Here is a 25,073-nt window from a genome sequence, read left to right as displayed (position 1 = left end):
CTCACTGCTCGACGGCGCGGCGGTTCGCGCGCAGGTAGAGGACGGCGAAGACCAGCGAGATGACGATGAGGATGTTGCCGAGCGCGGCACCCTGTCCGAAGTCGAACTGCTGGAAGGAGAGTTGGTAGGACTGACTGGCGATGGTCTGTGTCGCGTTCGCCGGGCCGCCGTTGGTGAGCCCGAGGATGACGTCCAGCACTTTCACCGTGTAGACGACGCCGAGGACGAGCACCACGCTGACCACGGGCCGCAGCAGGGGCCAGGTCACGTGCCGGAACGCCCGCCAGCCCGTCGCACCGTCCAGGGCCGCAGCCTCGTACAACTCCTCGGGGATGTCCTGGAGTCCGCCGTAGAGGATCGCGACGTTGAATGGGATCCCGATCCAGATGTTGACCACGATCACCGCGAACAGCGCCAGCGAGGTGCTGGTCAGCCAGCCGGGACGGTCCTGTACGAGGTGCAGGGCGCCGAGGAACCGGTTGAGCACGCCGTTGTCCTGGTCGAGGATCCAGCGCCACACCGCGCTGGAGACGATCAGCGGCACCAGCCACGGCAACAGCAGCAGCGAGCGCATGACGCCGTTCAGCGGGAACCGGCGACGGAAGAACAGGGCGATCGCCAGACCGGTGAGGAACTGCCCCGCGATCGAACCCACCGTGAACAGCACCGTGTTGAGGAGTGCCTTGTCGAAGACGGAGGACGAGATGACGGCCCGGTAGTTGGCGAAGCCGACCCAGGGCGCCTGGCCGGTGTAGAAGGTGGTCGTCGTGTAGTGCTGGAACCCCATGACGACGTTCTTCACGACCGGGTAGCCGAAGAAGGCGACCATGTAGGCCAGGGCGGGCAGCAGGAACAGCACGTGGGACTGGCGTCGCCGGCTGGGCTTCCCGAGCCTCCGGCCCGCCGGGGCGCTGTCCGTGGCCCGCACCGCACGCCCTTTGGCCCGCACCGCGCGGCGCAGTACGTCAGCCATCCTGGGCCTGCTTCAGTGCCTTCGCCGGAGTCGTCCCCTGGGTGAGTGCGGTCTGCATCGCGGTGTAGATCTTGGTGGCCGCCTTCGGCCAGTCCTTGCCCAACTCACCTGTGCGGGCGCGGGCGTTGCGCACCTGGTCGGTGAACGCCTTCATCCTGGGCTGCTGCGCGGCGAACCTGTCCATCAGCGCGGTCTTCGTCGGCACGGTCTGGCGCTGCTGGGCCAACGACAGTTGGTTCTTGTCGGAGTTGAGGCACGCGACGACCTTGGCGGCCTTGGCCTGGCGCTGCGCGTTGCCGGTCTGCGGGACGGTCCAGGTCTCACCACCCAGCGGGACGACGGGAGTTCCGCCGGCCTTGGGCACGGGGATCTGTACGACGTCGTAGTGCAGGCTCGTCTTCTTGTCGAGGATCGGGAACTGCCAGGGGCCGTTGATCATCATGGCCGCGTTGCCCGCCGCGAACTGGTCGTTGGCGTCGGCCTGAGCCCAGCTGACCACGGACTTCGAGGCCGAGCCGTCCTTGACCAGGTCCACCCAGAGCTGAAGTGCCTGGGCGGTCTGGGGAGTTGCTATGTCCTTCTCGTCGCCGCCGTTGGACCACATGAAGGGCAGGAACTGCCAGGTCCCCTCGTAGGTGGCCGGTGCGGCGAACGCGATGCCGTACCGCTTGCCCGAAGTGAGCTTCTTGGCGGCCGACTTGAGCTCGGCCCAGGTGGTGGGCGGCTTGACCCCCGCCTTGTCGAGCATGTCCTTGTTGTAGAACAGGCCGAGCGTGTTGGTCACCGGTTGCAGGCCGTAGAGCTTGCCCTGGTAGGTCGAGGCGTCCACTACACCCTTGGCGTATCCGTCCGCCTTCAGGCCGAAGTCGCTGAGCGGGGCGAGGGCGCCGCTGGCGGCGATCTGTTGCAGGTCGGGGTTGTCGAGCATCAGGACGTCGGGCAGGGTCCGCGACGAGGCCTGTTGCAGCACCTTGGGTATCAGGGACGGTCCGGCCACGGCCTCCCGCTTGATCTTCACGCCGTTCTGCTGCCCGCACGCGTCCAGGACCTTCGCGTAGATCCCCTTGTCGGGCTGATCGGCGTAGTAGTCCATCACGCGCAGGGTGTCGGCGCCGCCGGACGATCCGCTGTTCGAGCCACAGGCGCTCAGGGAGATCGCTGCCAGGAGCGCGAGGGCCACTGTCGGTGTCGTTCTGCTGAGGATCGCTCGTCGTTGAGCCATGTTCGTTCTCTCCTCGATCGGCGCCGTCTCGGGTGGACCGCGCGGGGTGTCGATGCGTATCGACAGCAATGACGCGTCATCCCCTCCTTGGCGCGAACAGTGGGGATCAGCGGGCGGGCAGGCTGGTCTGACGCAGAGTCAGACGTGGGGTGACCAGTTCGACGGTCGAAGTGGTGGGCACGCTCTCGCGGTTGAGCAGCCGGAACAGGATTCTCATCGCGCGGCGCGAGACGTCCCTGGGTTCCAGCGAGAGGTTGCTGACGGGGGGCGTGGAGGTCTCGGCGGTGCGGTCCGTGCACAGTCCGATGACGGACAGGTCGCGGCCCGGAACCAGCCCGCGGTCCAGCAGGCTCTGCAACGTCGGCTGGATCAACTGGGGATCGGGGACGACGAGCCCCAACCTGCCGCCGCCGGGCCCTCGTTCGGCAAGCGCCTCGTCCAGGGCGGCCTCGGCCCCGGCTCGGCTGGTGTCCGGCGGGCTCACCTCGGCGTAGGCGATGCCGTGCGCGGCGGCAGCGTCCTCGGCTCCTCGCAGGAAGCGTCGGACGAAGTTGACGTCGCGGGCCATCACGTCACGGGGGTAGCCGAGCAGGACGACGCGGTCGTGCGCGGAGGCGGCCAACTCGTCCACCGCCATCCGCCCGGCCAGGGTGTAGTCCAGGTCGACGCAGTACAGGCCCTCGGGGTCGTCCGGCACGCCGATCAGGATGACGGGCACGCTGAGCCCGGCCGCCACGGGGATGCGCGGGTCCTTGGACCCGACCTCCATCAGCACGATCGCGTCGCACAGGGACTGGTCGCTGAGCCGGGTGAGGCCCTCGGCGCCCTCGTCCTCGGTGGCCAGGATGACGTTGTGGTCCTCTTCCCGGGCGCACTTGGTGATCGTCTCGATGAAGGGCAGCACCCCCGTCATGTCGGCCCCCGGCGCGAACGGCACGACCAGGCCGATGACTTGGCTGCGCTGACTCGCCAACGCCCGCGCGCCGGCGTTGGGTTGGAACCCCAACGTCTCGATCGCCTCCTCGACCCGACGCCGGGTCTCGGGGGATATCGAGCGGCGCCCGCTCATGACATAGGAGACGGTGCTCTGGGAGACGCCCGCCAACCGGGCCACGTCCCGGCTTGTCACCATGCGAGCACCTCCCTCGGTTCCCTTGCTGTCGATACGCGGTGTCGATACGTATCGACTGACTGGGACGAGACTGTAGGGAGGGTCCTCGAAGGGCGGCAAGGGTCGTGCAGGAAAAAGTTCCGAGAGGCCAGGACCCGAACGCGACGAGGCCCGCCCGGGGGCTTGTACACGCCTCACCCGTCCGGTACCTCTGGGCACAGAGGAATTCAGACCACCGTCGACGGCCTCGGACACCCGTGCCGGCGACAAGAGGATCAGGGCCTCGACCTGGCGGTCAGGCGTCCTCCTGGCCGTACTGGTTCTGGTAGCGGGCGTGCAAGGCATCCACCGTCTGTGCCATCAGGGTCGCGGACTCCCCGAGTTGGCGGGCCAGATGGACGGTGCGTGCCACGTCCTCGCACATGACGGCGGCCTTCACCGCGGCACGCGGGCTGTCGCCGATGGTGAAGACCCCGTGACTGCGCATCAGGACGGCGGGCGATCGGTGACCGCGCAGGGTTTCCACGATGCCGCGGCCGATGGCGTCGTCGCCGATCGGGGCCAGCGGGCCGACGGGGATCTCGCCGCCGAACTCGTCGGCCATGGCGGTGAGCACGCAGGGGACGGGTTCACCGCGGGCCGCCTACGCGGTCGCGTAGGTGGAGTGGGTGTGGACGACTCCGCGGACCTCGGGCAGGGCGCGGTAGACGTAGCCGTGCGAGGCGGCGTCGCTGGAAGGACGTAGCGTGCCCGTCACGGCGACGCCGGACAGGTCGCACAGCACCAGGTCCTCCGGTCGAAACTCGTCGTAGGGGACGCCGCTCGGCTTGATGAGCATCAGGTCCGGCGCGATCCGGGCCGAGATGTTGCCGGATGTCCAGGCGACCAGCCCGTTGTCGACAAGGGACCGATGCAGGGCGTGCAGTTCCTCGCGCGCTTCGGCGATGGCGTCGGGCATCAGCGTGTCCTCGTCTTGAGTGCGTGCAGGCGGTGCAGGACGTCGTTGCCCCCGCGGCCGAAGTGGTCGTGCAGCCGTACATACTCCTGGTACAGCTGCTGATAGACCTGCTGATGCTCCGGGATCGGCAGGTAGGCGGCACGGCTACGGCGGCCCATGGCGGCGGACGCGGTCCGCACCTCGGGATGGATCCCGGCGGCGACCGCGGCGTGGATGGCCGAACCGAGCGCGGGCGCCTGTGCGGAGTCCACCACACTGATCGGCAGCCCGGTCACGTCCGCGTAGATCTGCATCAGCAGCGGGTTCTTGACCAGGCCTCCGGCGGCGACGAACTCCGTCACGGGCAGGCCCGCGGCGCCAAAGGCGTCCACGATCACGCGGGTGCCGAACGCGGTGGACTCCAGCAGTGCCCGGTAGACGTCCACCGCCGTGGTCGACAACGTCATGCCGAGCAGTGCTCCGGACAGTTCGTGGTCGACCAGCACCGACCGGTTGCCGCCCATCCAGTCCAGGGCGAGCAGCCCGTGCTCGCCCACCCGCTGTCGCGCGGCGAGGTCGCTCAGCACCTCGTGCACGCCACGGCCGGGTTCGCGGTAGCGCTCGGGGACCGCGTTGTCGACCCACCACGCGAAGATGTCGCCGACCCCGCTCCGCCCGGCCTCGTAGCCGAAGGATCCGGCGACGATGCCGCCGTCGACCACCCCGCAGGCGCCGGGGACCTCGCGCAGCACGTCGGCGTTCATCATGTGGCAGGTGGACGTGCCCATGATGGCCAGCAGCTGTCCGTTCCCGTAGGTCTGGGCCGCCGCCGCGGTGACGTGTGCGTCCACGTTGCCCACCGCGACCGGCGTGCCCTCGGGCAGCCCGGTCCACGCGGCGGCCCTCGCACTCAGTCCGCCCGCGCTGCTGCCGAGCGCGGTGAGCGGATGGGCGACACGCGTGCGGTACACGTCGGCGAACCGCGGGTGCAGCGCGGCGAGGTAGTCCTCGTCGGGGTAACTCCCGTCCTGGTACAGGCCCTTGTATCCGGCGGTGCACGGATTCCGGGTCTCCCGGCCGGTCAGCTGCCATACGATCCAGTCCGCCGCCTCGATCCACCGCGCGGTGGCCGCCCACACCTCGGGATCCTCTTCGAGGATCTGCAGCGCCTTCGCGAGCTGCCACTCGGCGGAGATCCTGCCGCCGTACCGGGCGAGCCACGGCTGTCCCGACGCGTGCGCGAGGCCGGTGATCCGCTCGGCCTGTGCCTGGGCCGCGTGGTGCTTCCACAACTTCGGCCAGGCGTGCGGGCGTTCGGCGAACCCGTCCAGGACGCACAGAGGTGTTCCGTCGGCGAGCACGGGCAGCGGTGTGCTGGCGGTGAAGTCGGTACCCACCCCGGCCACGCTCGCCGGATCGATCCCGGCCCGCGCGACCGCCGCAGGCACGGCCTCGCGCAGGACCGACAGCCAGTCGCGCGGATCCTGCAACGCCCACAGCGGTGGCAGCTCGGACCGCGTGCCGGGCAGGGCGCGGTCGATCACCCCGTGCCGGTACGGATGCTCCGCACAGGCCAGTTCGGCGCCGTCGGCCGCGCGCACCACAAGCACCCGGGCGGACAGGGTGCCGAAGTCGATCCCCAGGACATGTGCGGTCATGGCCGGCCCTCCCGCCACTCGCGCAGGAACCGCAGGCCCTCCACGGCGAGCGCGTCCTGGGATTCCGCCAGCGGGCGCCAGATCGAGGCGGCGGTGGCGATCGACGCGTTGTCCGCGGTGAACGACTCGATGCCGAGCATGCCCCGGTAGCCGATCTCGGTGAGGCAGTCCCGGATCAGCGGCCAGTCCTGCAGATCATGGCCCGGCGCACCCCGGTCGTTCCCGCACACCTGTAGGTGCAGCAACTGGTCGCCGGCCGCGCGGAACGCCGCGCGCAGGTCCCGTTCCTCGATGTTCATGTGGTAAGTGTCCAGGTTGAGCCCGACGTTGCCGGGCAGGTCCTCGATCAACTCACGTACCTGCGCGGCCGTGTTGAGCAGGCTCGTCTCGTAGCGGTTGAGCGGTTCCACGGCCAGCGCGATGCCGTGCCGCCCCGCGTACTCGGCGCATTCGCTGAGGCTGTCGCGCAGTTCCCCCAGGGTCGCCGCACGCTCCTGCGGGGACATGCGCCACGTGCGGCCCACCGACGTGTACATCGGACCGATGACCATCGCCGCGCCGACCCCCGCCGCCGCGTCCACCGCGGCGCGGACATAGCGCCTGGTGGCCTCGACCGTCGCCGGGTCGGCCGCCGCCAGTTCGCGGCCGGGCCCGAACACCGCGCCAACCACACAGCGCAGCCCCAGTTCCGACAGCAGCGCCGATGTCCGGGAGGGGTCCCAGTCGCCGGCGTTCTCCAGCGGCAGCTCCACGGCGTCGAAGCCCCAGCCGGCGATCCTGGGCAGGGTGGTGGCCAGCGCCCGGGACTTGCGGATCCAGCGTCAGCGCGGTGTATCGGGCAAGGCGACGAGCAACTGCTTGTCCGTCACGACGGCCAGGGACAGGGTGCGGTAGCCGACCGACTCGAACAGGATGGTGATCTTGCCGTCGCCCTCGCTCATGACCTCGCCCCGGCCCCACTGGTCGTGGCTGACGCGGACGCCCGGCAGGTAGGCGTGGTCGTCCGTCGCGGGGCGTGCAACGGTCTCCGCCGCCCGGACGGCACCCGCTGTGGTGTCCGAGCGGGCACCGGCCCGCGTCCACCAACGTTGCCGTGCGGTTGCCTTGTCGGGCCGTCCCGCGTCCCCGGACCGCTCGCGCCTCAGCCCGCTCTCTGGCTTGGTCACCGGACCCGTGCAGTTGTCGCACGCCCCGCACGGGACGGGGACGGAGTCGCCGAAGTATCCGAGGAGGAAGCGCCGCCGGCAGTCGGTCGTCTCGGCGTACCCGCGCATCATGTCGACCCGGGACTGTTCGAGCTTGAGGTGTGTGGCGTGGACGGCGAGGGCGCTCCGCACCACGGCGTCGACTTCGTCGTCCGCGGAGGTGCCGTCGGCGCCGACCGCGCCGACGAAACGGCTGCCGTCCCGTCCGGTACGGACGGCCCGGGTCTCCTCCAGCAGGTTCAGCACGGCGGACAGTGCAGTCGCGCCGAGTTCGCACTCGGCCCGGAGCCGGGTCGCGCTCACGGCGGACGCCTCGCCGCGCAGGAGTTCGGCGACGCGGCGCAGTGCGTCGGCGTCGGGAGCGCCGGTGGCGAAGAAGCGTTGCAGGCCCAGATCCTGCGGGCGGTAGGCGAGGATCGCTCTGGCCGGTGCGCCGTCGCGGCCGGCCCGGCCGATCTCCTGGTAGTAGGCGTCGAGCGAGCCGGGGACGGACGCGTGCAGCACGAACCGTACGTTGGCCTTGTCGATGCCCATCCCGAACGCCGAGGTGGCCACGACCACGTCGAGTTCACCGGAGCTGAACCGGTCCTGGGCCTGGCGGCGTTCGGCGGCGGAGAGGCCCGCGTGGTAGCTCGCGGCGGCCAGTCCGAGGTCGCTCAACTGCTCGGCGTAGCTGTCCGCTGCCTTCCGTGTCCCCGCGTACAGGATTCCCGGCTTCTCCTCGACGGCCGTCCGCTCCAGGACGAACCGCTCTTTGGCGGCCGCGTCCTGGAAGGCCGGCACGTCCAGGTGGATGTTGGGACGGTCGAAGCCGGCCACTATCTCCACCGGATCGTTCATGCCGAGACGTTCGGCGATGTCCCTCCGTACCGGGGCCGCCGCGTTCGCGGTCAGGGCGAGCACCGGCGGGTTGCCGAGCCGTTCGCGCGCGTGGCGCAGCCGTAGATAGTCCGGCCGGAAGTCGTGCCCCCAGGACGACACGCAGTGCGCCTCGTCCACCACCAGCAGCCGGGGACGGACGGCGGCGAGCCGGTCCGTGACGTCCGGCTTGGCGAGCTGCTCAGGAGCGAGGAAGACCACGTCGACCGAGGAGGCGCTGATGCGGGCCCATGCCGTCTCGTTGTCGCTTCGGCGCTGCGCGGAGTTGATGGCGGCGGTGCGCAGCGCGCCGGATCCGAGCAGACTCTGCATCTGGTCCCGCTGAAGCGCGATCAGCGGCGAGACCACCACGACCGGACCGCCGAGCAGGACCGCGGGCACCTGGTACACGGCGGACTTGCCCGCGCCGGTGGGCATGACGGCGAGTACGTCACGCCCCTTCATCACGGCCTTCATCGCGCTCAGTTGGGCCGGACGCAACTGCTGCCAGCCGAAGACCCGACGGGCGGTGCCGCGCAGACGTCGGGACGTGAGTGCGAACATGCTGCTCCTTGAAAGGGGGCGTCCAACCGCCGTGTGTCTGGCGGCTACCCCGGTTCGCCGGGATATCGCCTCGCACGATTCGGCCGCCCCTGTCGAGATCCCCACGGCACGCTCGCAGCGCCCGGTATCCGACCGTTTCTGCGCTGGGGCCGTGTCTCCCGACTCCGTCATGTGTACGACGAAGAACGCCCCGAAGCTTCCGGTTCTGCGGGAGAACCCGACGGTCCCGCTGACGATCGACACCGAGGTGCATGCGCCCAGGATCCTGCTGATCGGCGGTCGGGCGGAGCCGGATGCCGTGGACGGCGTCCCGGAGAAGTACCTGCGGATGAACGGCTCCTACGAGATGACGCCCGATCAGCGGGCCGAGTGCGAGCACGCCTGAACATCGCGGGCGGCACCCCGCGCGGATCAGCGGGCGATCGAGATCGCGAAGGGCGCGAATCCGCTGGACCGGATCACGTGCGGTACGAAGAGGATCGCGGCCTCGACAGCCCGGGCGGTCTCGATCCCGCCGAGGTCCGTGATCCACTCCTGCTGCCAGCCGAGGTCCAGGAGAAGCCCGCGCACGATCTGCTTGGCCTCCGGGTCCGTGCCGGAGAGAAAAGCGGTGGGCGTCTGAGCGAGCGTGGTGGGCGCGGTCATCACCGAGTGGAGCATCGTGTTGAGCGTCTTGACGACGAGCGTCCCGGGCAGCGCCTCCTGGAGCTGCTCCGCGAGACTCGATCCGGGGTACAGCAGGTCGGCGGGCAGTCCGTCCGGTCCGTCGACGGTGGCGTTGGAGACGTCCACGAGGATCTTGCCCCGGAGCTCGGCGCGTAGTGCGGTGAGTCTCTCCAGCGAGCCGGCGCCCGGTGTGGCGTTGATGACGATGCGCGCTGTTCGTACGGCGTCCGCGGTGGCGTCCGGCGAGCGGGTCGCCACGGTCACCTGGTGTCCGGCCCGGGTGAGGGCGGTGGCCAGGCTGCCGCCGACGCGGCCGCCGCCAAGAACGGTGATGTCACTCATGCTGAACTGGTCCTCCTGGTCATGCTGTTTCTCGAAAGCGTTCAGTGCTCAGGGCTAAGTGCTCAGCGCCAAGTGGTCAGCGGGAGAGCGTGGCGACCGCGTCGGCGTGCACGTCGGGTGCGGCGGCCAGGAAACTCTCGCTCTCCGGAGTCCAGGGGCGGCCCTCGACGTCGGAGATCCGTCCGCCGGCCTCGGTGACGAGCAGGGCCCCGGGAAGCAGGTCCGCGCGGGCTCCGGCGAACTGCCAGAAGGCCTCGATCCGGCCGGCGGCCACGTTCACCAGGTGCAGGGTGGCGGGCACGGATGTCCGCACTACGAGGGCGTCGACGAGCATCTCGGTGATCGAGGCCCCGACGCGCCGCACGACCTTTTCGTCCTCGTCCGGCCTGGCCTGGCTCGTGGCCACGATGCTCAGACCGAGGTCGGGGGTCCGGGACACGTGCAGTGCCCGGCCGTCGAGGTGAGCGCCGGCGCCCACGAGCGCGGTGTATGTCTCGCCGGTCATCGGCAGGTGGACCACGGTGAGCACCGGCTGGTTGTCGCGTACGAGGGTCGCGGTCACCGCCCACTCCGGCAGGCCGTGCAGGTGGTTGACGTTGCCTTCGGCCGGGTCCACCACCCACCATTCGCCGGCCGGGAGGGCGCCGCCCGCCAACTCCTCCTCCACCCAGCGGGCGTCCGGGCGCAGGGCGGTGAGGCGGGGGCGCAGGATGTCGAGGACCGTGTCGTCGTTGGCGGCGAGCGCGCGCATCAGCTCTTCGAAGGTCCGGTAGGGGACCACGTCCCCGAAACGGTCCCGCAGAGCCGCACCCGCCGTGTGTACGGCGATCTCGGTCTGCGCGAGCAGGTCGGCGTCGGAGATGACGGCGGGGCCGGCGGCTGTGGAGGCACTGGTGTTCCGCATCGATTCGGGCATGGCGGTACTCCCATCCGAGCAGGGGGATTGAGGTCGAGCGGGCGGGAACCTGGTTCGTTCGCGCCCTCAGTTCGAAGGTAGGAGAGGCCATCGTTAACATCAAGTGCATGTAAAGCACGGCTAGCATGACTCCCATGCAACTGGATCTGAATCTGCTCGCCGCGCTCGACGCTCTCCTGGAGGAAGGCAGCGTCGCCGGTGCCGCCGACCGCCTGCACGTCACTGCCCCCGCGATGAGCCGCAGCCTCGGCCGGATCCGGCGTACGACGGGGGATCAGATCCTGGTGCGCACCGGACGCACGATGACCCCGACGCCGTACGCGATCGCCGTGCGGGAACAGGTGCACGACCTGCTCCAGCAGGTCCGGGGTGTGCTGGCGCCGAGCCGTGAACTCGACCTCGCGACACTCGAACGCACCTTCACGCTCCGCTGGCACGACGCGCTTGTCGCCCTCAGCGGGCCCGCGCTGCTGGCCGCCGTGCGCGAGCAGGCACCCGGCGTGCGGCTGCGCTTCATCGCGGAATCGAGCATCGACACACCGGAGTTGCGGCGCGGCGAGGTCGACCTCGCCGCGAACGCCGACCGCCCGACCGCACCCGAGATCCACGCCGACCGGGTGGCCGAGACCCAGCAGGTCGTCGTCGTACGGCGGGGGCACCCTCTCACCCGCGTCAGGACCGTCACCGCCGCGCGGTACGCCGCGGCGGAGCACATCAGTGTCTCGCGGCGCGGCAGGCTCGGAAACATCCTCGACGACGCTCTGGCGCGCCTCGATCTCACGCGACCTGTGGTGGCCACCGCGCCCACGGAAAGCGCCGCGTTCGAGTTCGCGCGGAGCTCCGACCTCGTCGTCACCGCCCCCGAGTCCACAGCGCGTTCGGCTGCCGCGGATCTCGGCATGGTCCTGCTCCCGCTCCCGCTCGACCTTCCACCGGCCCCGGTGTACCTGTCGTGGCATCAGCGCTACGACACCGACCCCGCGCACATCTGGCTACGAGATCTGGCACGGACCGCGCTGACCGGTGCGATGAGCGGAGAGGGGCAGGCGGCACGGTGACACCCCTGCATCTTCACCGATCGGGAACTGCCCTCGACCACAGCCGGATGGTGGCCGTTCAGATGCTTACGGCCGTAGTCGAGATGAGCCCGACGTCGAGTGCGATCCGCCGGTCCTCGCCGGCCATGGGCGGCGGAACCAGCCTGGCCGCGCCGAGTATGTCGCCCTGACGGCGGGCAAGGGAATGCGATCGACCCAGGCCATCATCGGGCGGAGTCGATCGCGACTGCGGAAGACCTTCATCGCATCTGCGTAGAGGCAGAAGAGGGCGCGCAGTCCGGCGACGATCCAGTACGCGATGCGCATGATTCCCATCCACCCTGAACGTGTCCCCAGTTTGTGCGGGCCGAGGTGGGTCTCGGCCCGCACAAACTGCTCTGCGGGGGCGCAGGTGGCCTCGTGGGCTCAGCCCGTGTAGGTCGCGAACAGTTTGGAGAACTGGTACGGGGTCTGCGGGATGTTCGTGCACTTGCTCAGGGCGCCGGTGCAGGCGTTCCCGTCGCGGGTGACGTCCCAGAAGCCCAGTTCGCCCAGGTGGTTCTGCTGGGCGAAGGTGAGCACCTGCTGTGCGTCGGCGGCGGTGAACACCTCGCTGGCGGTGTCGTTCTGGCCGAGCATCGGGGTGAGGCCGACCATGGCCCAGGTCTGGGCGGTGGTGAGGTTCGGCCACACCGAGGCGATCTGGGCGCGGGTCGAGGTCGCGGCCTGGATGGCGTAACTGCCCATCTTTCCGGACGGGTTGGGCGCGGCGCCGTCGCCGTAGTCCATGGCCATCAGGTTGACGGTGTCGACGTTCAGGTTGTGCGACTTGGCGGAGTTGAGGATGTAGACGCCGTCCGCGGTGAGGCCGCTGGGCAGGACCGGGAGGGTGAGTGTGACCTTGAGGTCGCGGCCCTTGGCGCGCTGCGCGGCCTGGACGGCGGCGACGGCCGTCGAGCGCCGGTCGATCGAGGCGTGGTCGACCGCCGCGGCGCCCTCGATGTCGAAGTCCACGCGGTCCAGGGCGTAGGCGTCCACGACCTTCTGGTACTGAGCCTGGAGTGCGGTCGTGCTGGTGCAGGCGAGGGCCAGTTCGGTGCCCGACGCGCCACCGAAGGACGGCCGGACGTCACCGCCCATCGCGCGCAGCGAGTCGAAGTCCGCCCGGTCCCAGGCCGCGCCCGGGTCGAAGGAGTTGAACCAGCTCGCGCTGCAGCCGGTCGACCCGGCGGTGATGAAGCCGAGCGAGAACTGCCGCAACCCCGTGTTCGTGGCGATCTGCGTGAGGTTCGGCGTCGGATAGGCACCGAGGTCGACAAAGGGGGCCGCCACGCCGGGAGTTGTGCCGCTGCCCGCGGTCGCGGTGAGCGTCGCGGAGTGCGCCGACTCGTTGTTGGAGTCGTCGAGCGCGGTCACCGAGAAGCTGTGACTGCTGCCGGCGAGCAGGCCGCTCACCGTGAAGGTGGTGCCGGTGCCGGAGGTGGTGGCGACGACGTTGCTGCCCTCGTAGACCCGGTAGCCGACCACGCCGACGTTGTCGGTCGAGGCGTTCCAGCCCAGCGTGGCGCTGCCGGGGCCGGTGGCCCGGACGGCGAGGCCGGAGGGGGTCGAGGGCGCGACGGTGTCGGCGGGGACGCCGGCGCAGGGGCCGTTGTTGATCAGACAGGCGCTCGGCGCGACGACCGAGCCGGTGTAGCTGAAGTCCATGCCGACGACGGGCGCGGAGTCACCGGGGGCGAGCGGGGCCTCCCAGGTGGGGGAGGTGATGGTGTACTGCGTCCCGCTGTGGGTGAGCGTGCCGTTCCACGAACTGGTGACGGCCTCGGTGGCGGGCAGGGTGAAGGTGATGGTCCATGAAGTGACCGTGTGGGTGGACTTGTTGGTGACCGTGTAGCCGCCCTCGAAGCCGGCACCCCAGGTGGAGGTGATGCCGAAGGAGGCGATCAGACCGGTGTTGTCGGCCGCGTGGGCGGCCGGGGCGGCGGTCGTGGCCATGCCGCCGACCATCAGTGCGGCGGTCAGTGCGGCGCGCAGCGACGCATGTCTCATGCGGATGCTCCTCCGTGGGGCGAGGCCGCGCACGGCGTCGCGCCGGTACGCGGATTGCGGTGCCCTGCACGCCCGTCGCACGGTGGAGAGGTGCGGGTGGGGAGGAGCCGTGCGACGTGATCAGGGCGGGGTGAGGCAGGGGGAAACCGTCGAACGGCGAGTCGTGAAGTTAATCGGAAACTTTCCTTACATCTGCCTGCGTAGCGAAGCGTGGCTGGCCGCGTCGGCCGGCGTCAAGGGATCCGGGAAAGATTCGTCTAGACCAATTTCGGTTCCGTGGGCGCGAGTTGGCGCCGGAGGCGGTCGCGGACGATGTAGCCGGAGGTGTCGGCGGTCGGAACAGCCGTGGCCCAAACGTTCGTTGATGCCCTTCGCGTCACGCCGACGCCGTGTGCTCCCGGCGCTGGACGGCCACCGCGTGTCGCCCTTTGCCTAGGTGGTCGTGGGCACGACAGAATCGCCCTCGGGCACGAGGACGGTGATCGTCGGCGCCCGCTCAACGCCATCGCGGACCACCGCAGGCCACCACGATGTCTTCGGCACTTCGACGCCGTACCGGCCGCGCAGGAATCCACCACCCCAGTACCGGAAGGACGACATGACGGCCTCCTCCGAGGATCCGACGACGGAGGCCGCCACGGCCCGGACCGACCAGCCCGCCGCCGCGTCGCTGCCCCTGCCCCTGCCACGCCGGCCGAAAGGGCCCTCGTCGATCGCCGAGGCCGCCGCCGCGCTGGGGCCCGCTGCCGCCTCCGAGTCCGAAGCTGTACCCGACCCCGGGCCCGTGCTCCCGCCGCCCATGTCCGCGGTGGCGGCCGAGTTCGCGGCACTCACCGAGCGTGCGCCGGACACCGGGACATCGGGCGGGCGTACCGATGCCCGCGCTGGGGACGTGACCGACCATCGCGCCGACATCACGGCCGTTCCGAGCCGGTCCGCGCCCCGACCCGCACGGCGCCGCAGGATACTGATCGCCGCCGCCGCTACCGCCGGCGTTCTGCTGACCGGCTCCCTGTTCCTCATGGACGGCGACGACGGCAGGGGACGTTCGGCGTCCGGTGCCGGATCGGACACCGTCCGGGGCAGCGGACGGACCGGGGACGTGACCGACTCGTCCGATTCCGCCTCGCCGTCGGGTGAATCCTCCGCACTCGAAGCCGACTCCACCCGGCAGCCCAGCAGGCAGCCGACCCCGAAGGCCGGTTTACCGACATCTGGTGGGGCCACAACTACCGCGAAGGGCGGTGCGAAGAACAGCGGGGCGCCGTCCGGGAGTTCCTCGTCGGCCGCCGGTTCCAACGACACCGCCAAGGGCGTACTGATCCGGGGTCATGGCTCCGGCCGCTGTGTCGACGTCACCGGGGGCAGCTCGGCGGACAACACCCGCCTGCGGATCTGGGACTGCACGAGCGCCGCCCGGCAGAAATGGCAGTTCGCGTCGGACGGAACAGTGCGAGCCCTGGGTAAATGCATGGACGTCGACGGCGGTTCGCGGACGGACGGCGCGTGGATCAAGCTTGTCGCCTGCAACGGCACCGGGGCCCAGCGGTTCCGGCTCAATGCCGCGCACGATCTGGTCAACGTCCAGGCCGACAAATGCGTGGACGTCACCGATGCGGGGACCGGCAACGGCGCGGAGCTGCAACTGTGGAGCTGTACCGGAGGGGACAACCAGAAATGGAGCACCGGCTGACGGAACGCTGACCGAGGGCATTTGAGCAGGTGGCCGGACATCTTGCGCTTGACGACACGGGGCCGGCTGCGGAGCCGTCGCGGTGGCATCGACCTGGTCTTCGATCAGGCCCGGGTCCTGTCTGATGGCCCTTCGGATCAGCTCCAGGAGGCAGGTCGTTCCCGGCAGTGCACCGAAGGTGCGCTGGGTTGCCCACCCGCGACGGCACCGGACGGTGTCAGTGCCGTATGAACCGGTCAGCCCGCCACCGTCGGAGTCATGTCGGCCGACGGTACGAGCTGCCGCCGGAAGCGGTCGCGGATGATGTTCTCGGCGTCCGCCACGATGGTGCTGACCACCGTCTCGCAGCTCTCCACGCTGTGGATGAGGCCCTGCGCCTGACCGGCCCACCACATGCCGCCCTCGACGTCGCCCTCACCCAGCACCCGCTGTCTGCCGCGTTTCCCGGAGGCGAGTTCGGCGACGTCGGAGAAGGTGGCCCCGGGGCGCGCGCCGATGCGGGCGATGTCCTGCGAGACCGAATTGCGCGCCACCCGGGCGGTGTTGCCGAACTCCCGGAAGACGATCTGGGTGTCGCGCTCGTCGTTCGCGACGATCCGGGCTTTCACGTTCGGGTGGATCGGTGCTTCCTCGGTCGCCTCGAACCGGGTCCCCATGTTGATCGCGCACGCCCCGAGCGCCAGGGCCGCGACGAGTCCGGCACCGGTGGCGAAGCCTCCGGACGCGATGATCGGGATACGCAGCCTGCGGGCGGCGGCCGGGATCAGGACGAGGCCGGGGACGTCGTCCTGACCGGGGTGCCCGGCACACTCGAAGCCATCGATGCTGACGGCGTCGACGCCCAGCGCCTCCGCCTTGAGCGCGTGCCGGACGGCGACGGCCTTGTGCACGACCTTCACCCCGGCCTCCTTGAACGCCGGCAGGTGCGGCGCGGGGTTGCTGCCCGCCGTCTCCACGACCTTCACACCCGAGTCGATGATGACGGCGCGATAGTCGTCGTACGGCACCGGCTCGATGGTGGGCAGGATGGTGAGGTTGACGCCGAACGGCCTGTCGGTCAGTTCGCGGCAGCGCGCTATCTCCCGTGCGAGCGCCTCCGGGGTGGGCTGGGTCAGCGCGCTGAGGAACCCCAGCGCGCCGGCGTTCGCGACGGCCGAGATCAGCTCGGCGGTACCCACCGCGAGCATTCCGCCGCACACGATGGGATGTTCCACCCCGAACATCTCCGTGAACTCGTTCCGAAAGGTCATGTCACTCCTGTTGCCGGGCCACGGTCGAAGACGTCACGGGGAGCGGAGCCGTCACAGGCGCCGCGAGATGATCAGCCGCATGATGTCCGAGGTGCCCTCCTCGATCTCCTCCAGCTTGGCGTCGCGCATCCACTGCTCGACCGGGAACTCGCGCGAATAACCCCAACCGCCGAGCGTCTGAACGGCGCCCCAGGTCACCGCCATCGCGGTCTCCGAGGCCTGGAGCTTGGCCATGGCGGCGAGCTTGGTGGCATCCGCTCCGGCGTCCATCCGGCGTGCCGCGTGCAGGGTGAGCAGCCACGCGGACTCGATCCGGGTCGCCATGTCGGCCAGCCGGAACGCGACGGCCTGGTGCTCGACGATCGGCTTGCCGAACTGCTTGCGCTCGCGGGCGTACGTGAGCGCGTACTCGTAGGCCGCGCGGGCCGCTCCGGTCGCTGCGGCGGCCAGCACGATCCGGGAGATGTCGAAGGTCCTCATCAGCCCGCGGAAGCCCTGCCCCTCGTCCCCGAGACGGTTGGACCCGGGCACGAAGACCTCGTCGAAGAAGATCTCGCGGCAGACGATCGCGCGCTGGCCCATCTTCCGCATGGGCTCGCCGAACGTCATCCCCTCGGCACCCTTGCGCAGCAGGAACGCCGTGACTCCCGAGGAACCCCGGGTGGGGTCGGTCTTGGCGAAGACCACGTACTGGTCGGCGAGGCCCGCGTTGGAGATCCACACCTTCTGCCCGCTGATCGCGTAGCCGCCCTCGACCCGGACGGCGGTGGTGGCGATGGACGCGGCGTCGGAACCCGCCTCCGGTTCGGTCGTCGCCAGCGCGGTGTAGAGGGGGTTCGGACCGGCGAGCGGACGCAGCCACTCGGCCTTCTGCTCGGCGGTGCCGAGCGCGAGCAGCGGGTCGGCGAAGAACCCGTTGGAGCAGACGAAGTTGCCGATACCCGGGTCGCCCCAGCACATCTGCTCCTGGACCAGGCACTGGGTTACGACATCGGTGAACCCGCCCCCGCCGTACTCCTCGGGCAGCATGAAGTCGGTGATGCCGACCTTGGCCGCCGCCCGGAAGATGTCCAGCGGCGACTCGATGTCACGCTCGTCGACCTCGCGCCCGCGCGGCCGGATCTCGTTCGCGGCGAACTCCCGGCACAGTTCGACGATCGCCCGCTGCTCATCGGTCAGCGGCCAGGGTTCAGTGGACGTGCTCACGTGATGTCTCCTGCTCCTCGGTGGTTTCCCGGTGGCGGTGCACCCCGGTTGCTTCACATGCGGCTTTCGCTACGACGTCCTCGGCACCCGGGACGACGAGCGCGTCCACGGCCAGGGCGCCCTCGGGCCCGACCCGGATCGGGTTGACCTCGATCTCCGCCACGCCGGTGGTGGCCGCGATCGCCTCGGACACGGTGACGACGGCGTCGATCAGCGCGTCGCGGTCGACCGCGGGCTGTCCCCGCCAGCCGTCCAGCAGCCGGCGCGAGCGCAGGCGGTCGAGCATCGCGGCCGCCGTGCGCCGGTCGACCGGTGCCAGTTCCACGGACACGTCGTGCCAGAGTTCGGTGAGGACTCCGCCGTGCCCCACGGTCACGGTCGGACCGAAGTCGCGGTCCCGGCGGGCGCCGATCAGCAGCTCGACGACGCCCGGCCGGGTGTCCTGCTCCTCGACGACGTACTCGCCGGGGCCGAGCCGTTCGTACATCTCGTGGAACACCGTGCCGGCGGTGTCCGGGCCCAGGCCGGTGCTGACGGCCCGGTGTTCGCTCTTGTGCTCGATCCAGCCGGCCTTGAGGACCAGCGGCGGTCGCAGGGACGCGCAGGCCTCCGCGAACCCGGCCGCGTCGGTGACCCGCCTCGCCTCGGGCATCGCGATGCCGAGGTTCGTGAGGAACGTCCGGGCCGCCCAGTAGCCGGGCGCCGGAACGGCCGCCTCGATCCGCTCGGCCGCCGGAGCGGGCCGGGGCCGCCCGCCAGGCCGGGTCACGTGGCCGAGCGCGCCCAGGGCCGCGTCGATGGTGTCGAAGACCGGGACGCGGTGCTCCCGCAGCCGGGCGACGGCGGGCGAGGCGGCGCTCATGCTGTGCACGATCAGGGGCACGCGCGCCGCGTCCGTCCGCCGATACCGGCCGAGGCGGTCGATCACCGCGGACTCGGCGTCCACGAGGCTCGGCGAGTCCTCGCCGTAGCAGCCGAGATATCCCGACAGCACGATCGAGTCGACCTCGCCGGAGGCGGCCACCAGTTCGGTGACCCGCGCGTACACCTGCAGGTCCGCCTCTCCCGCGCCCGCGAGGTCCACCGGATTGGACACCGCCGCGGCGCCCGGGAGCAGATCACGCAGGCCGGCCTGCAGTCGGTCGGTGAACACCGGCGCGCGCAGACCTCGGTCGGCGGCGAGGTCGGCGGCGATCCCGCCCTGTCCGCCGCTGTCGCTGATGATGGCGACCCGGCGTCCGCCCGGGGGAGCGGTCGCGTCCAACACCCGTGCGGCGTCGACGAGTTCGCGCGGCGTCGCCACCCGGAGGGCTCCGGCTGCGCGGCACGCGGCGTCGACGACGTCGAGAGCCGAGGTCATCGAACCCGTGTGGGACCGTGCGAGGAGACGGCTGCCCTCGCTGGCGCCGGTGGTGAGCACCAGCGCGTGTTTGCCGGCGCGGTGGAGGGCTTCGAGGGCGGTGACGATCCGTGCTCCGTCGGCGAAGCTCTCCAGATAGAGCGCCACGGTGCTGGTGTGTTCGTCGGAGACGAGCGATTCGAGTACGTCGACGGCTCCCACGTCGAGCTGGTTGCCGACCGAGTAGAAGCGCGACACACCCAGCCCGGCCCGCGCGCCTAGAGCGGCGATCTCGGAACCGAGCTGACCGCTCTGCGAGACGATCGCCAGCCTGCCGGGAGTGAAGTTCCCCCAGGCGAGCCGGAGTTCCGCGGCGGCGTTGAACAACCCGAGGCTGTTCGGCCCAATCAACCGCGCGCCCGACTCGCGCAGCAGCGCGGCGAGTTCGGCCTCGTCGGCGCCGAGTCCCGCGGTGATCGAGAGGAATGCGCGGCACCCCTTGGCGAGCGCGTCCCGGACGATGGGCAGGACGTGGTGCGGCGGCACGCACAGGGCTACGAGTGCTGGGGGCTCCGGCAGGTCGTCCACCGTCGGACGGCAGGACTGGCCGAGGACCTGTGCGGCACGGTGGTTGACCAGCCACACCTGTCGCCGGCCGGCACCCGCGAGGGCGCCGGTGGCGAGCCAGTAGCCCCATTTGGTGCGGTCCTCGGTGGCACCGACGACGGCGACGGACGAGGGGTCGACGAAGGCCTGGGGAAAGGACACGGACGATTTCCCGGATGCGGGGGCGCGGGTGAGGAAATCCCGGGCGGACGGCGGAAGTTCGGGCAGCGGGCCCGGACTCAGGTGCGGGCCGCGACGGTCGGTCGACGGGCGAAGAACGCGGGGTACAGGCGCCGGCAGACCAGGAGGGCGAGCAGCCCGAGCAGGACCGTCCCGGTGCCGATCACGAACGTGCCGCCGACGCGGGATCCCGAGGAGAACGGGAGGGTCCAGCTCGTACCGCTGTTGACGGGATCCCACGCCTGTACCAGGCTCCAGCCGCCCGCGCCGAGCAGGACGACCCCGCCGATCGCGGGCAGGACCACGGTCAGCCAGAGGTCCGCCGCCCTGGCGCGCGGCCCGGTGCGGTGCACCCAGGCGGAGGTGAGTCCGGTGAGCCCGTAGTAGAACGCGATCAGCACCCCGCAGGCGGACACCGCGTCGCCGAGGACGAGACCGTGGCCGAGGAAGTTCAGCGCGACGTACACCACCGCGCCGACGACGCCGACCGCGATCGTGCCCACGTGCGGGATGCGGAAGCGCGGGTGCACCCGGGCCAGTGCGCGGGGGAGCGCGCCCTGGTCGCCCATCGACAGCATCGTGCGGCTCAGGGTCAGCACGGTCGTCTCCGTCGAGGCGGCGGCCGAGGTGAGGACCATGAGGATCAGCAGGTGCCACAGCACCGAACCGAAACCGCCCGACCCGAACACCGCGGTGCCGAAGCCGTACAGGACGTCCCCGGAGTTGTCCGGGTTGTTCAGGCCGATCCCCGTGTCGCCGATGCCGGCGAAGGAGATCGCGGCGAACGTGGCGAGGAGGTACAGCGCCACCAGCAGCACCGTGGACCAGGTCGCGGCCCGGCCGGGGACGCGGTGCCGGTCGGTGGTCTCCTCGTTGACGGTGAGCGCCGTCTCCCATCCCCAGTAGATGAACAGCATCAGCACCAGCGCGCTGACGAACGCGCTCAGGGACGCGCCCTCGAACGGGTTGAGCCAGGACAGGCTCGGCCGCCGGGCCCCGGTCGGCGCGGAGTCGCCGTAGGCCTTGACGAGTGCGACGACGGACAGGGCCACGAGCATGCCGAACTCCAGGAAGAGCAGGGCGCGTTGGACCGCGGCCGCGATCTCGATACCGCGGTAGCAGACGAGGGTCATCAGCGCGAGCCAGCCGAGGCCGGCGAGGAGCACCCGCCAGTTGGCCGGATCGGAACCGATGTTCTCCGCGCCCGCCAGCAGGAACACGTACTGCCCGGCGACCTGCGCGAGGCTGCCGATCACGAGGACGAACGAGGCGATGATCGCCCAGCCGCCGAGGAAGCCGAGGTTCGGGTTCAGTGCGCGGGTGGCCCAGGTGAAGATCGTGCCGCAGTCCGGATCACGCTTGTTGAGAGCGGCGTAGCCGAAGGAGACGAACAGGATCGGGACGAAGGCGAGTACCACCACGGCCGGGGCCTGGAAGCCGACGTATCCGACGACGAAGGCCAGTGTCGCGGTGAGGCTGTAGGCGGGCGCCGCGGACGCCACGGCGAGGATCAGGCTGGTGGCCATGGAGAGCGCGCCGGAGCGCAGGCCCTTGTCCGCCTGGGCCTCGCGCACTTGGAGTTGCGAATCTGAGGTCATTGCCACTCCCGATCTAGTGGTCTACGGGTACCGACAAGCAAACGCAATGACTGATTGGCGAGTCAGACTGGCTGGGGCTGGAGGTGCTGTCAAGACTTCGATCGCAATTTTGTAGAGCTTCTTGACTGGTGAGTCAATGTTGCGGCACGGTAACCGGCGTGACACCACTCGAAACTTCTGCCGTGGACACCGACGTCGTGGTCGTGGGCGCCGGATACGCGGGACTGACCACCGCGTGGCGGCTGGCCGACGCCGGCGTCGCCGTTGTCGTGCTGGAGGCCGCCGACCGCGTGGGCGGCCGTGTGTTCAGCCAGGTGATCCCGTCCGGGGTGCGCGTCGACCACGGAGGACAGTGGATCGGGCCGAGCCAGCGACGGTTCCACGCGCTGGCGGCCCGGTTCGGCTGCCGGACGTTCCCGACCTGGGAGACCGGGCGGCACATCGAGATCCGCGCCGACGGCACCCGCGTGGACTACGCGGGCGGCGCACCGGACGCCGGACCGGGCATTGAGGAGTACGAACGCGTCACCGCCCTGCTGGACGATCTCGCCCGCGGCGTCGACCTCGAACAGCCGTGGTCCACCCCGCGGTTCGCCGAGTTCGACGCCCTGTCGGCCGAGGACTTCTTCCGCGCGCAGACCGACGACGAGGACGCTCTGGCACGGCTGGCGCTCGCCATCCAGGGCGTCTGGTGCGCCGAACCGCGCGAGATCTCCTTCTTCCACGTGCTGTTCTACCTGGCCTCGGCCGGCGGCTATGAGCAACTGATGGAAACCCGCGGCTGCGCCCAGGACGCCCGGTTCGCCGACGGGGCCGACGCGGTGGCCCACGCGCTCGCCAGGTCGCTGGGCGACAAGGTCCGGCTGGGCGAGCCGGTGCACTCCCTGCGGCAGACCGCACACGGGGTGGAGGCGCACACCGGCCGCACCGTCGTCCGCGCCCGGCGGGCCGTGGTCGCCGTACCCCCGGCGGTGATCGAACGCATCGCGTTCGAACCGGCGCTGCCCGTCGCGCGGCGCGGCTGGGTGCGCCGCTCCCCGATGGGACGCGTCGCCAAGGTGCACGCCGTGTACGAGGAACCCTTCTGGCGCGCGGCGGGACGCTCCGGGATCGCCACGCTCTACGGCGACAGCCTGGCCGGCGTCGTCTTCGACAACTCACCCGAGGACGCCTCGCACGGCGTACTCGTCGCCTTCGTCTACGGCGACCGGCTCGACCGCTGGTCCGCCGGCACCGACACCGAGCGCCGCCACGGACTGCTGGCCGCACTGACCGCGGTCGCCGGACCCCGGGCCGGACAGCCCATCGACTACGTCGAGAAGATCTGGCCGCGGACCGGCTGGACCGTCGGAGGCTACGAGTGCTTCGTGACGCCGGGCGGCTGGACCCGGCACGGCAGGGACGGCTGGCGCGAGCCGTCCGGGCTCGTCCACTGGGCGGGGACCGAGACCGCCTCGGTGTGGAACGGCTACATCGACGGGGCGATCTCGTCGGGCGAGCGTGCCGCGGCCGAGGTGATCAGCGCCCTGGCGGCCGTCGGGCACCTGGGGTGAACCGCCTTGCCTGACATACTGACCGGGTTATGACCAGCATCGAAGAGCGGCCGGCCGAGACCGCCGACACTCTGCCGGAACGCGTCCGGACGGCGATCCGGGCGGCCGCCGTCTCCCAACGCGAGGTCGCCCACCGGATCGGGATGGACCCGACCGCTCTGTCCAAGGCACTGCGCGGGACCCGGCGGCTGCGCGACGAGGAGATCGCCGCCCTCGCGAAGGCCTGCGGGGTGTCCACGGCCTATCTGGTCGAGGGAACGGGTCCCGAGCCTGTGCTCCCGCCCGAGACCGGACGGGACCGGGCGCAGCCGGTGACGGCACAGGAACGCCGGGACCAGATCCTGGAGGCCGCGACCGTCCTCATCGCCCGCCGCGGCTACCACAACGTGCGTGTCTCGGACATCGCCCGCTACTGCGGGACCAGCACGGCGACGGTGCACTACCACTTCCCCAGCAAGGAAGCCACTCTGCACGCCGCTCTTGAGTACTACGCCCAGCGGTTCCGCACCCGGCTCGACGAGGAGTTCGGCCGGGCGACCTCCGCCCGTGACAAACTGCGCCGCCTCATCGAGGTGCAACTCCCGCTCACCGCCGAGGACATCGACGAATGGTCGGTGTGGATCCAGTTCTGGAACCAGGCGATGCTCGAACCCCGCCTGCGGCCCGCGCAGCGGCGGATCTACTCGGGCTGGTACCGGGTCGTGGTGGACGTGCTGCACGAGTGCCGGTCCGAGGGCCTCGCACCGGAGGCGGACATCGAAGCCCTCGCCGACCGGTTCACCGCGATGGTCGACGGCCTGGCGATCCAGATCCTCGCCAGCTCGACCGACATGCGGCCGGACCGCATGCGTTCGCTCCTGCTGCGGGCCTTCGAACCCCACCTCGACCTGACCGACCACCCGGGCGCGCCCGGCTGAAGGGCGGGAGGGGGCTCGCGGCCGTCGCTCCGTGAGCGTGAGCGCACACGGACGTACCCCTCCCACGGGTTGTCACCGCAGTCCGCTGTAGGCGGCCATGACGATCTCCATGCCGCGGTTGTCCTCCTGCCGCTCCCGGTCGATCATCTGGTTCATCACGTAGGCCACCGTCATCCGTGCGTCAGGGTCGCTCACGACCAGCGAGCCGCCCCATCCGCCCCAACCGAAGGTGTTGCCGAACTTCCCGAAGCCCACGGTCCAGGACATCGGCGTCCGCAGCACCCGGTCCTCGCCGCGGAACACCTCCTGCCACGCGGGCTCGCAGCCCTGGGGAGACAGCAGCCGCACGCCACCGGCCGAACCCCGGTTCGCCAGGACCGACTGGACGAGGGCGACGGACCGGGCGTTGCCGAAGCCGTTCACCGCGGGGATCTGCGCACGGCGCCAGGCCACGGAGTTGGCATCCCTGACCCGGACCGCGACACCGGTGTGCTCCCGACGTGTGCCGTCCGGTCCGAGCGGTGCGCCGGCGGCGAACTCGTCGGTCAGTGACGGCGGCGGGATGAGCGGTGCGACGCGGTGGTCGTCGTCGGGGGAGAGCCCGATGTGGAAGTCCGCGCCCAGTGGCTTGGCCACTTCCTCGGCGAAGAAATCGCCGAGGCCGCAGCCGGTGATGCGGCGGACGATCTCACCGATCAGGAACCCGAAGGTGAGCGCGTGGTACCCGGCGGCCGTGCCCGGTTCCCATTCGGGGGCCTGCGCGGCCAGCCCCGCCGTCACGCTCTGCCAGCCGTAGAGGTCCTCGACCGCCGTCGGCCCGGACAGGTCCGGCAGCCCCGCGGTATGGGACAGCACATGGCGTACCAGCAGACGCTCCTTGCCCGCCGCGGCGAACTCGGGCCAGTAGGCGGCGACCGGCGCGGACAGATCGAGCAGGCCCCGGTCGGCCAGGACGAGCGCGCACAGGGCGGTCATGTTCTTGGTCGTCGAGTTCACGCCCGTGAGGGTGTCGCGCTCCCAGTCGACCGTGCGGTCCGCGTCGGCGTACCCGCCCCAGATGTCGACCACCGGCTCGCCGTCGAGGTGGACGGCGACCGAGGCACCCACGTCGTCCTTGCCGAGCGAAGCCGCGAGGGCCTCCTCGACGGCGGCGAACCGCGGCTCGCACAGCCCCTTAATATCAGTCATGTGCG

20 protein-coding genes and 2 pseudogenes are annotated in these 25,073 nt (G+C 70.6%); 5 read left to right on the top strand and 17 right to left on the bottom strand.

Features of this window, described 5'->3' with window-relative positions:
• Position 1: 1 nt before the first annotated feature.
• The 7 genes and pseudogenes from OG496_RS02520 to OG496_RS02490 form a co-directional block, all read right to left on the bottom strand.
• Positions 2-973, bottom strand: a complete 972-nt coding sequence (locus tag OG496_RS02520; RefSeq protein ID WP_405969354.1) for a carbohydrate ABC transporter permease — start codon at positions 971-973, stop codon at positions 2-4.
• Positions 966-2,195: an extracellular solute-binding protein gene (locus tag OG496_RS02515; RefSeq protein WP_405969353.1), complete on the bottom strand. Its 1,230-nt coding sequence runs from the start codon at positions 2,193-2,195 to the stop codon at positions 966-968. The genes OG496_RS02520 and OG496_RS02515 overlap by 8 nt, the downstream gene beginning before the upstream one ends.
• A gap of 106 nt (positions 2,196-2,301) precedes the next feature.
• Positions 2,302-3,327: a LacI family DNA-binding transcriptional regulator gene (locus OG496_RS02510; RefSeq protein ID WP_405969352.1), complete on the bottom strand. Its 1,026-nt coding sequence runs from the start codon at positions 3,325-3,327 to the stop codon at positions 2,302-2,304.
• Positions 3,328-3,601: 274 nt separating this feature from the next.
• Positions 3,602-4,264: pseudogene (locus OG496_RS02505) on the bottom strand (L-ribulose-5-phosphate 4-epimerase).
• Entirely contained in the window at positions 4,264-5,901 is a 1,638-nt protein-coding gene (gene araB / locus OG496_RS02500; protein ID WP_405969351.1) for a ribulokinase, read from the bottom strand. Before araB ends, OG496_RS02505 begins: the two are co-directional and overlap by 1 nt.
• On the bottom strand, positions 5,898-6,653 hold the full coding sequence (locus OG496_RS02495; RefSeq protein ID WP_405969350.1) for a sugar phosphate isomerase/epimerase family protein: 756 nt from the start codon (positions 6,651-6,653) through the stop codon (positions 5,898-5,900). The genes araB and OG496_RS02495 overlap by 4 nt, the downstream gene beginning before the upstream one ends.
• A gap of 69 nt (positions 6,654-6,722) precedes the next feature.
• The gene (locus OG496_RS02490; RefSeq protein ID WP_405969349.1) at positions 6,723-8,528 is read right to left on the bottom strand and encodes a RecQ family ATP-dependent DNA helicase; all 1,806 of its coding nucleotides are present in this window, start codon (positions 8,526-8,528) and stop codon (positions 6,723-6,725) included.
• 151 nt (positions 8,529-8,679) lie between these two features.
• Between OG496_RS02490 and OG496_RS02485 the strand changes: the two genes are divergently transcribed.
• Positions 8,680-8,913 carry a hypothetical protein gene (locus OG496_RS02485; protein WP_405969348.1) on the top strand — a complete coding sequence of 78 codons (234 nt, stop codon included), beginning with the start codon at positions 8,680-8,682 and terminating at the stop codon, positions 8,911-8,913.
• A 26-nt stretch (positions 8,914-8,939) separates the two neighbouring features.
• Here the strand turns inward: OG496_RS02485 and OG496_RS02480 are convergent, their stop codons facing one another.
• The gene (locus OG496_RS02480) at positions 8,940-9,536 is read right to left on the bottom strand and encodes an NADPH-dependent F420 reductase (RefSeq protein ID WP_405969347.1); all 597 of its coding nucleotides are present in this window, start codon (positions 9,534-9,536) and stop codon (positions 8,940-8,942) included.
• Between the two features lie 76 nt (positions 9,537-9,612).
• Positions 9,613-10,452: an inositol monophosphatase family protein gene (locus OG496_RS02475; protein ID WP_405969346.1), complete on the bottom strand. Its 840-nt coding sequence runs from the start codon at positions 10,450-10,452 to the stop codon at positions 9,613-9,615.
• 134 nt (positions 10,453-10,586) lie between these two features.
• Here OG496_RS02475 and OG496_RS02470 point away from each other — a divergent pair, with 134 nt between their 5' ends.
• Complete coding sequence (locus OG496_RS02470) at positions 10,587-11,510, top strand: LysR family transcriptional regulator (RefSeq protein ID WP_405969345.1); 924 nt, start codon at positions 10,587-10,589, stop codon at positions 11,508-11,510.
• A 58-nt stretch (positions 11,511-11,568) separates the two neighbouring features.
• Here OG496_RS02470 and OG496_RS02465 read toward each other — a convergent pair.
• The 3 genes and pseudogenes from OG496_RS02465 to OG496_RS02455 form a co-directional block, all read right to left on the bottom strand.
• Positions 11,569-11,816, bottom strand: a pseudogene (locus tag OG496_RS02465) (hypothetical protein).
• Positions 11,817-11,915: 99 nt separating this feature from the next.
• On the bottom strand, positions 11,916-13,538 hold the full coding sequence (locus OG496_RS02460; RefSeq protein ID WP_405969344.1) for a cellulose binding domain-containing protein: 1,623 nt from the start codon (positions 13,536-13,538) through the stop codon (positions 11,916-11,918).
• A gap of 432 nt (positions 13,539-13,970) precedes the next feature.
• Positions 13,971-14,138: a hypothetical protein gene (locus OG496_RS02455; RefSeq protein WP_360078849.1), complete on the bottom strand. Its 168-nt coding sequence runs from the start codon at positions 14,136-14,138 to the stop codon at positions 13,971-13,973.
• Here OG496_RS02455 and OG496_RS02450 point away from each other — a divergent pair.
• A complete protein-coding gene (locus OG496_RS02450) occupies positions 14,137-15,231 on the top strand; it encodes a ricin-type beta-trefoil lectin domain protein (RefSeq protein ID WP_405969343.1) in 1,095 nt (364 codons plus the stop codon). The two genes, OG496_RS02455 and OG496_RS02450, sit on opposite strands and share 2 nt — an antisense overlap.
• A gap of 236 nt (positions 15,232-15,467) precedes the next feature.
• Here OG496_RS02450 and OG496_RS02445 read toward each other — a convergent pair whose 3' ends face one another.
• The 4 genes from OG496_RS02445 to OG496_RS02430 all read right to left on the bottom strand — a co-directional run bounded on the left by OG496_RS02445 (position 15,468) and on the right by OG496_RS02430 (position 21,410).
• Positions 15,468-16,481: an NAD(P)H-dependent flavin oxidoreductase gene (locus OG496_RS02445; RefSeq protein ID WP_405969342.1), complete on the bottom strand. Its 1,014-nt coding sequence runs from the start codon at positions 16,479-16,481 to the stop codon at positions 15,468-15,470.
• Between the two features lie 51 nt (positions 16,482-16,532).
• Positions 16,533-17,687 carry an acyl-CoA dehydrogenase family protein gene (locus OG496_RS02440; protein WP_405969341.1) on the bottom strand — a complete coding sequence of 385 codons (1,155 nt, stop codon included), beginning with the start codon at positions 17,685-17,687 and terminating at the stop codon, positions 16,533-16,535.
• Complete coding sequence (locus OG496_RS02435) at positions 17,671-19,794, bottom strand: acetate--CoA ligase family protein (RefSeq protein WP_405969340.1); 2,124 nt, start codon at positions 19,792-19,794, stop codon at positions 17,671-17,673. The genes OG496_RS02440 and OG496_RS02435 overlap by 17 nt, the downstream gene beginning before the upstream one ends.
• A gap of 77 nt (positions 19,795-19,871) precedes the next feature.
• Positions 19,872-21,410, bottom strand: coding sequence for an APC family permease (locus OG496_RS02430; RefSeq protein WP_405969339.1), 1,539 nt, complete (start codon positions 21,408-21,410; stop codon positions 19,872-19,874).
• A 128-nt stretch (positions 21,411-21,538) separates the two neighbouring features.
• On the opposite strand from OG496_RS02430, the gene OG496_RS02425 reads away from it, so the two are divergent.
• A complete protein-coding gene (locus OG496_RS02425) occupies positions 21,539-22,963 on the top strand; it encodes a flavin monoamine oxidase family protein (RefSeq protein WP_405969338.1) in 1,425 nt (474 codons plus the stop codon).
• A gap of 29 nt (positions 22,964-22,992) precedes the next feature.
• On the top strand, positions 22,993-23,880 hold the full coding sequence (locus tag OG496_RS02420) for a TetR family transcriptional regulator C-terminal domain-containing protein (RefSeq protein ID WP_405969337.1): 888 nt from the start codon (positions 22,993-22,995) through the stop codon (positions 23,878-23,880).
• A 72-nt stretch (positions 23,881-23,952) separates the two neighbouring features.
• Here the strand turns inward: OG496_RS02420 and OG496_RS02415 are convergent, their stop codons facing one another.
• On the bottom strand, positions 23,953-25,068 hold the full coding sequence (locus tag OG496_RS02415) for a serine hydrolase domain-containing protein (protein ID WP_405969336.1): 1,116 nt from the start codon (positions 25,066-25,068) through the stop codon (positions 23,953-23,955).
• Positions 25,069-25,073: the final 5 nt, after the last annotated feature.

It is taken from the genome of Streptomyces sp. NBC_00988, from assembly GCF_045162645.1.
GTDB lineage: Bacteria > Actinomycetota > Actinomycetes > Streptomycetales > Streptomycetaceae > Streptomyces.
Note: the sequence above shows the minus strand (reverse complement) of the source record. Positions and strands in the feature narration are given on the sequence as shown.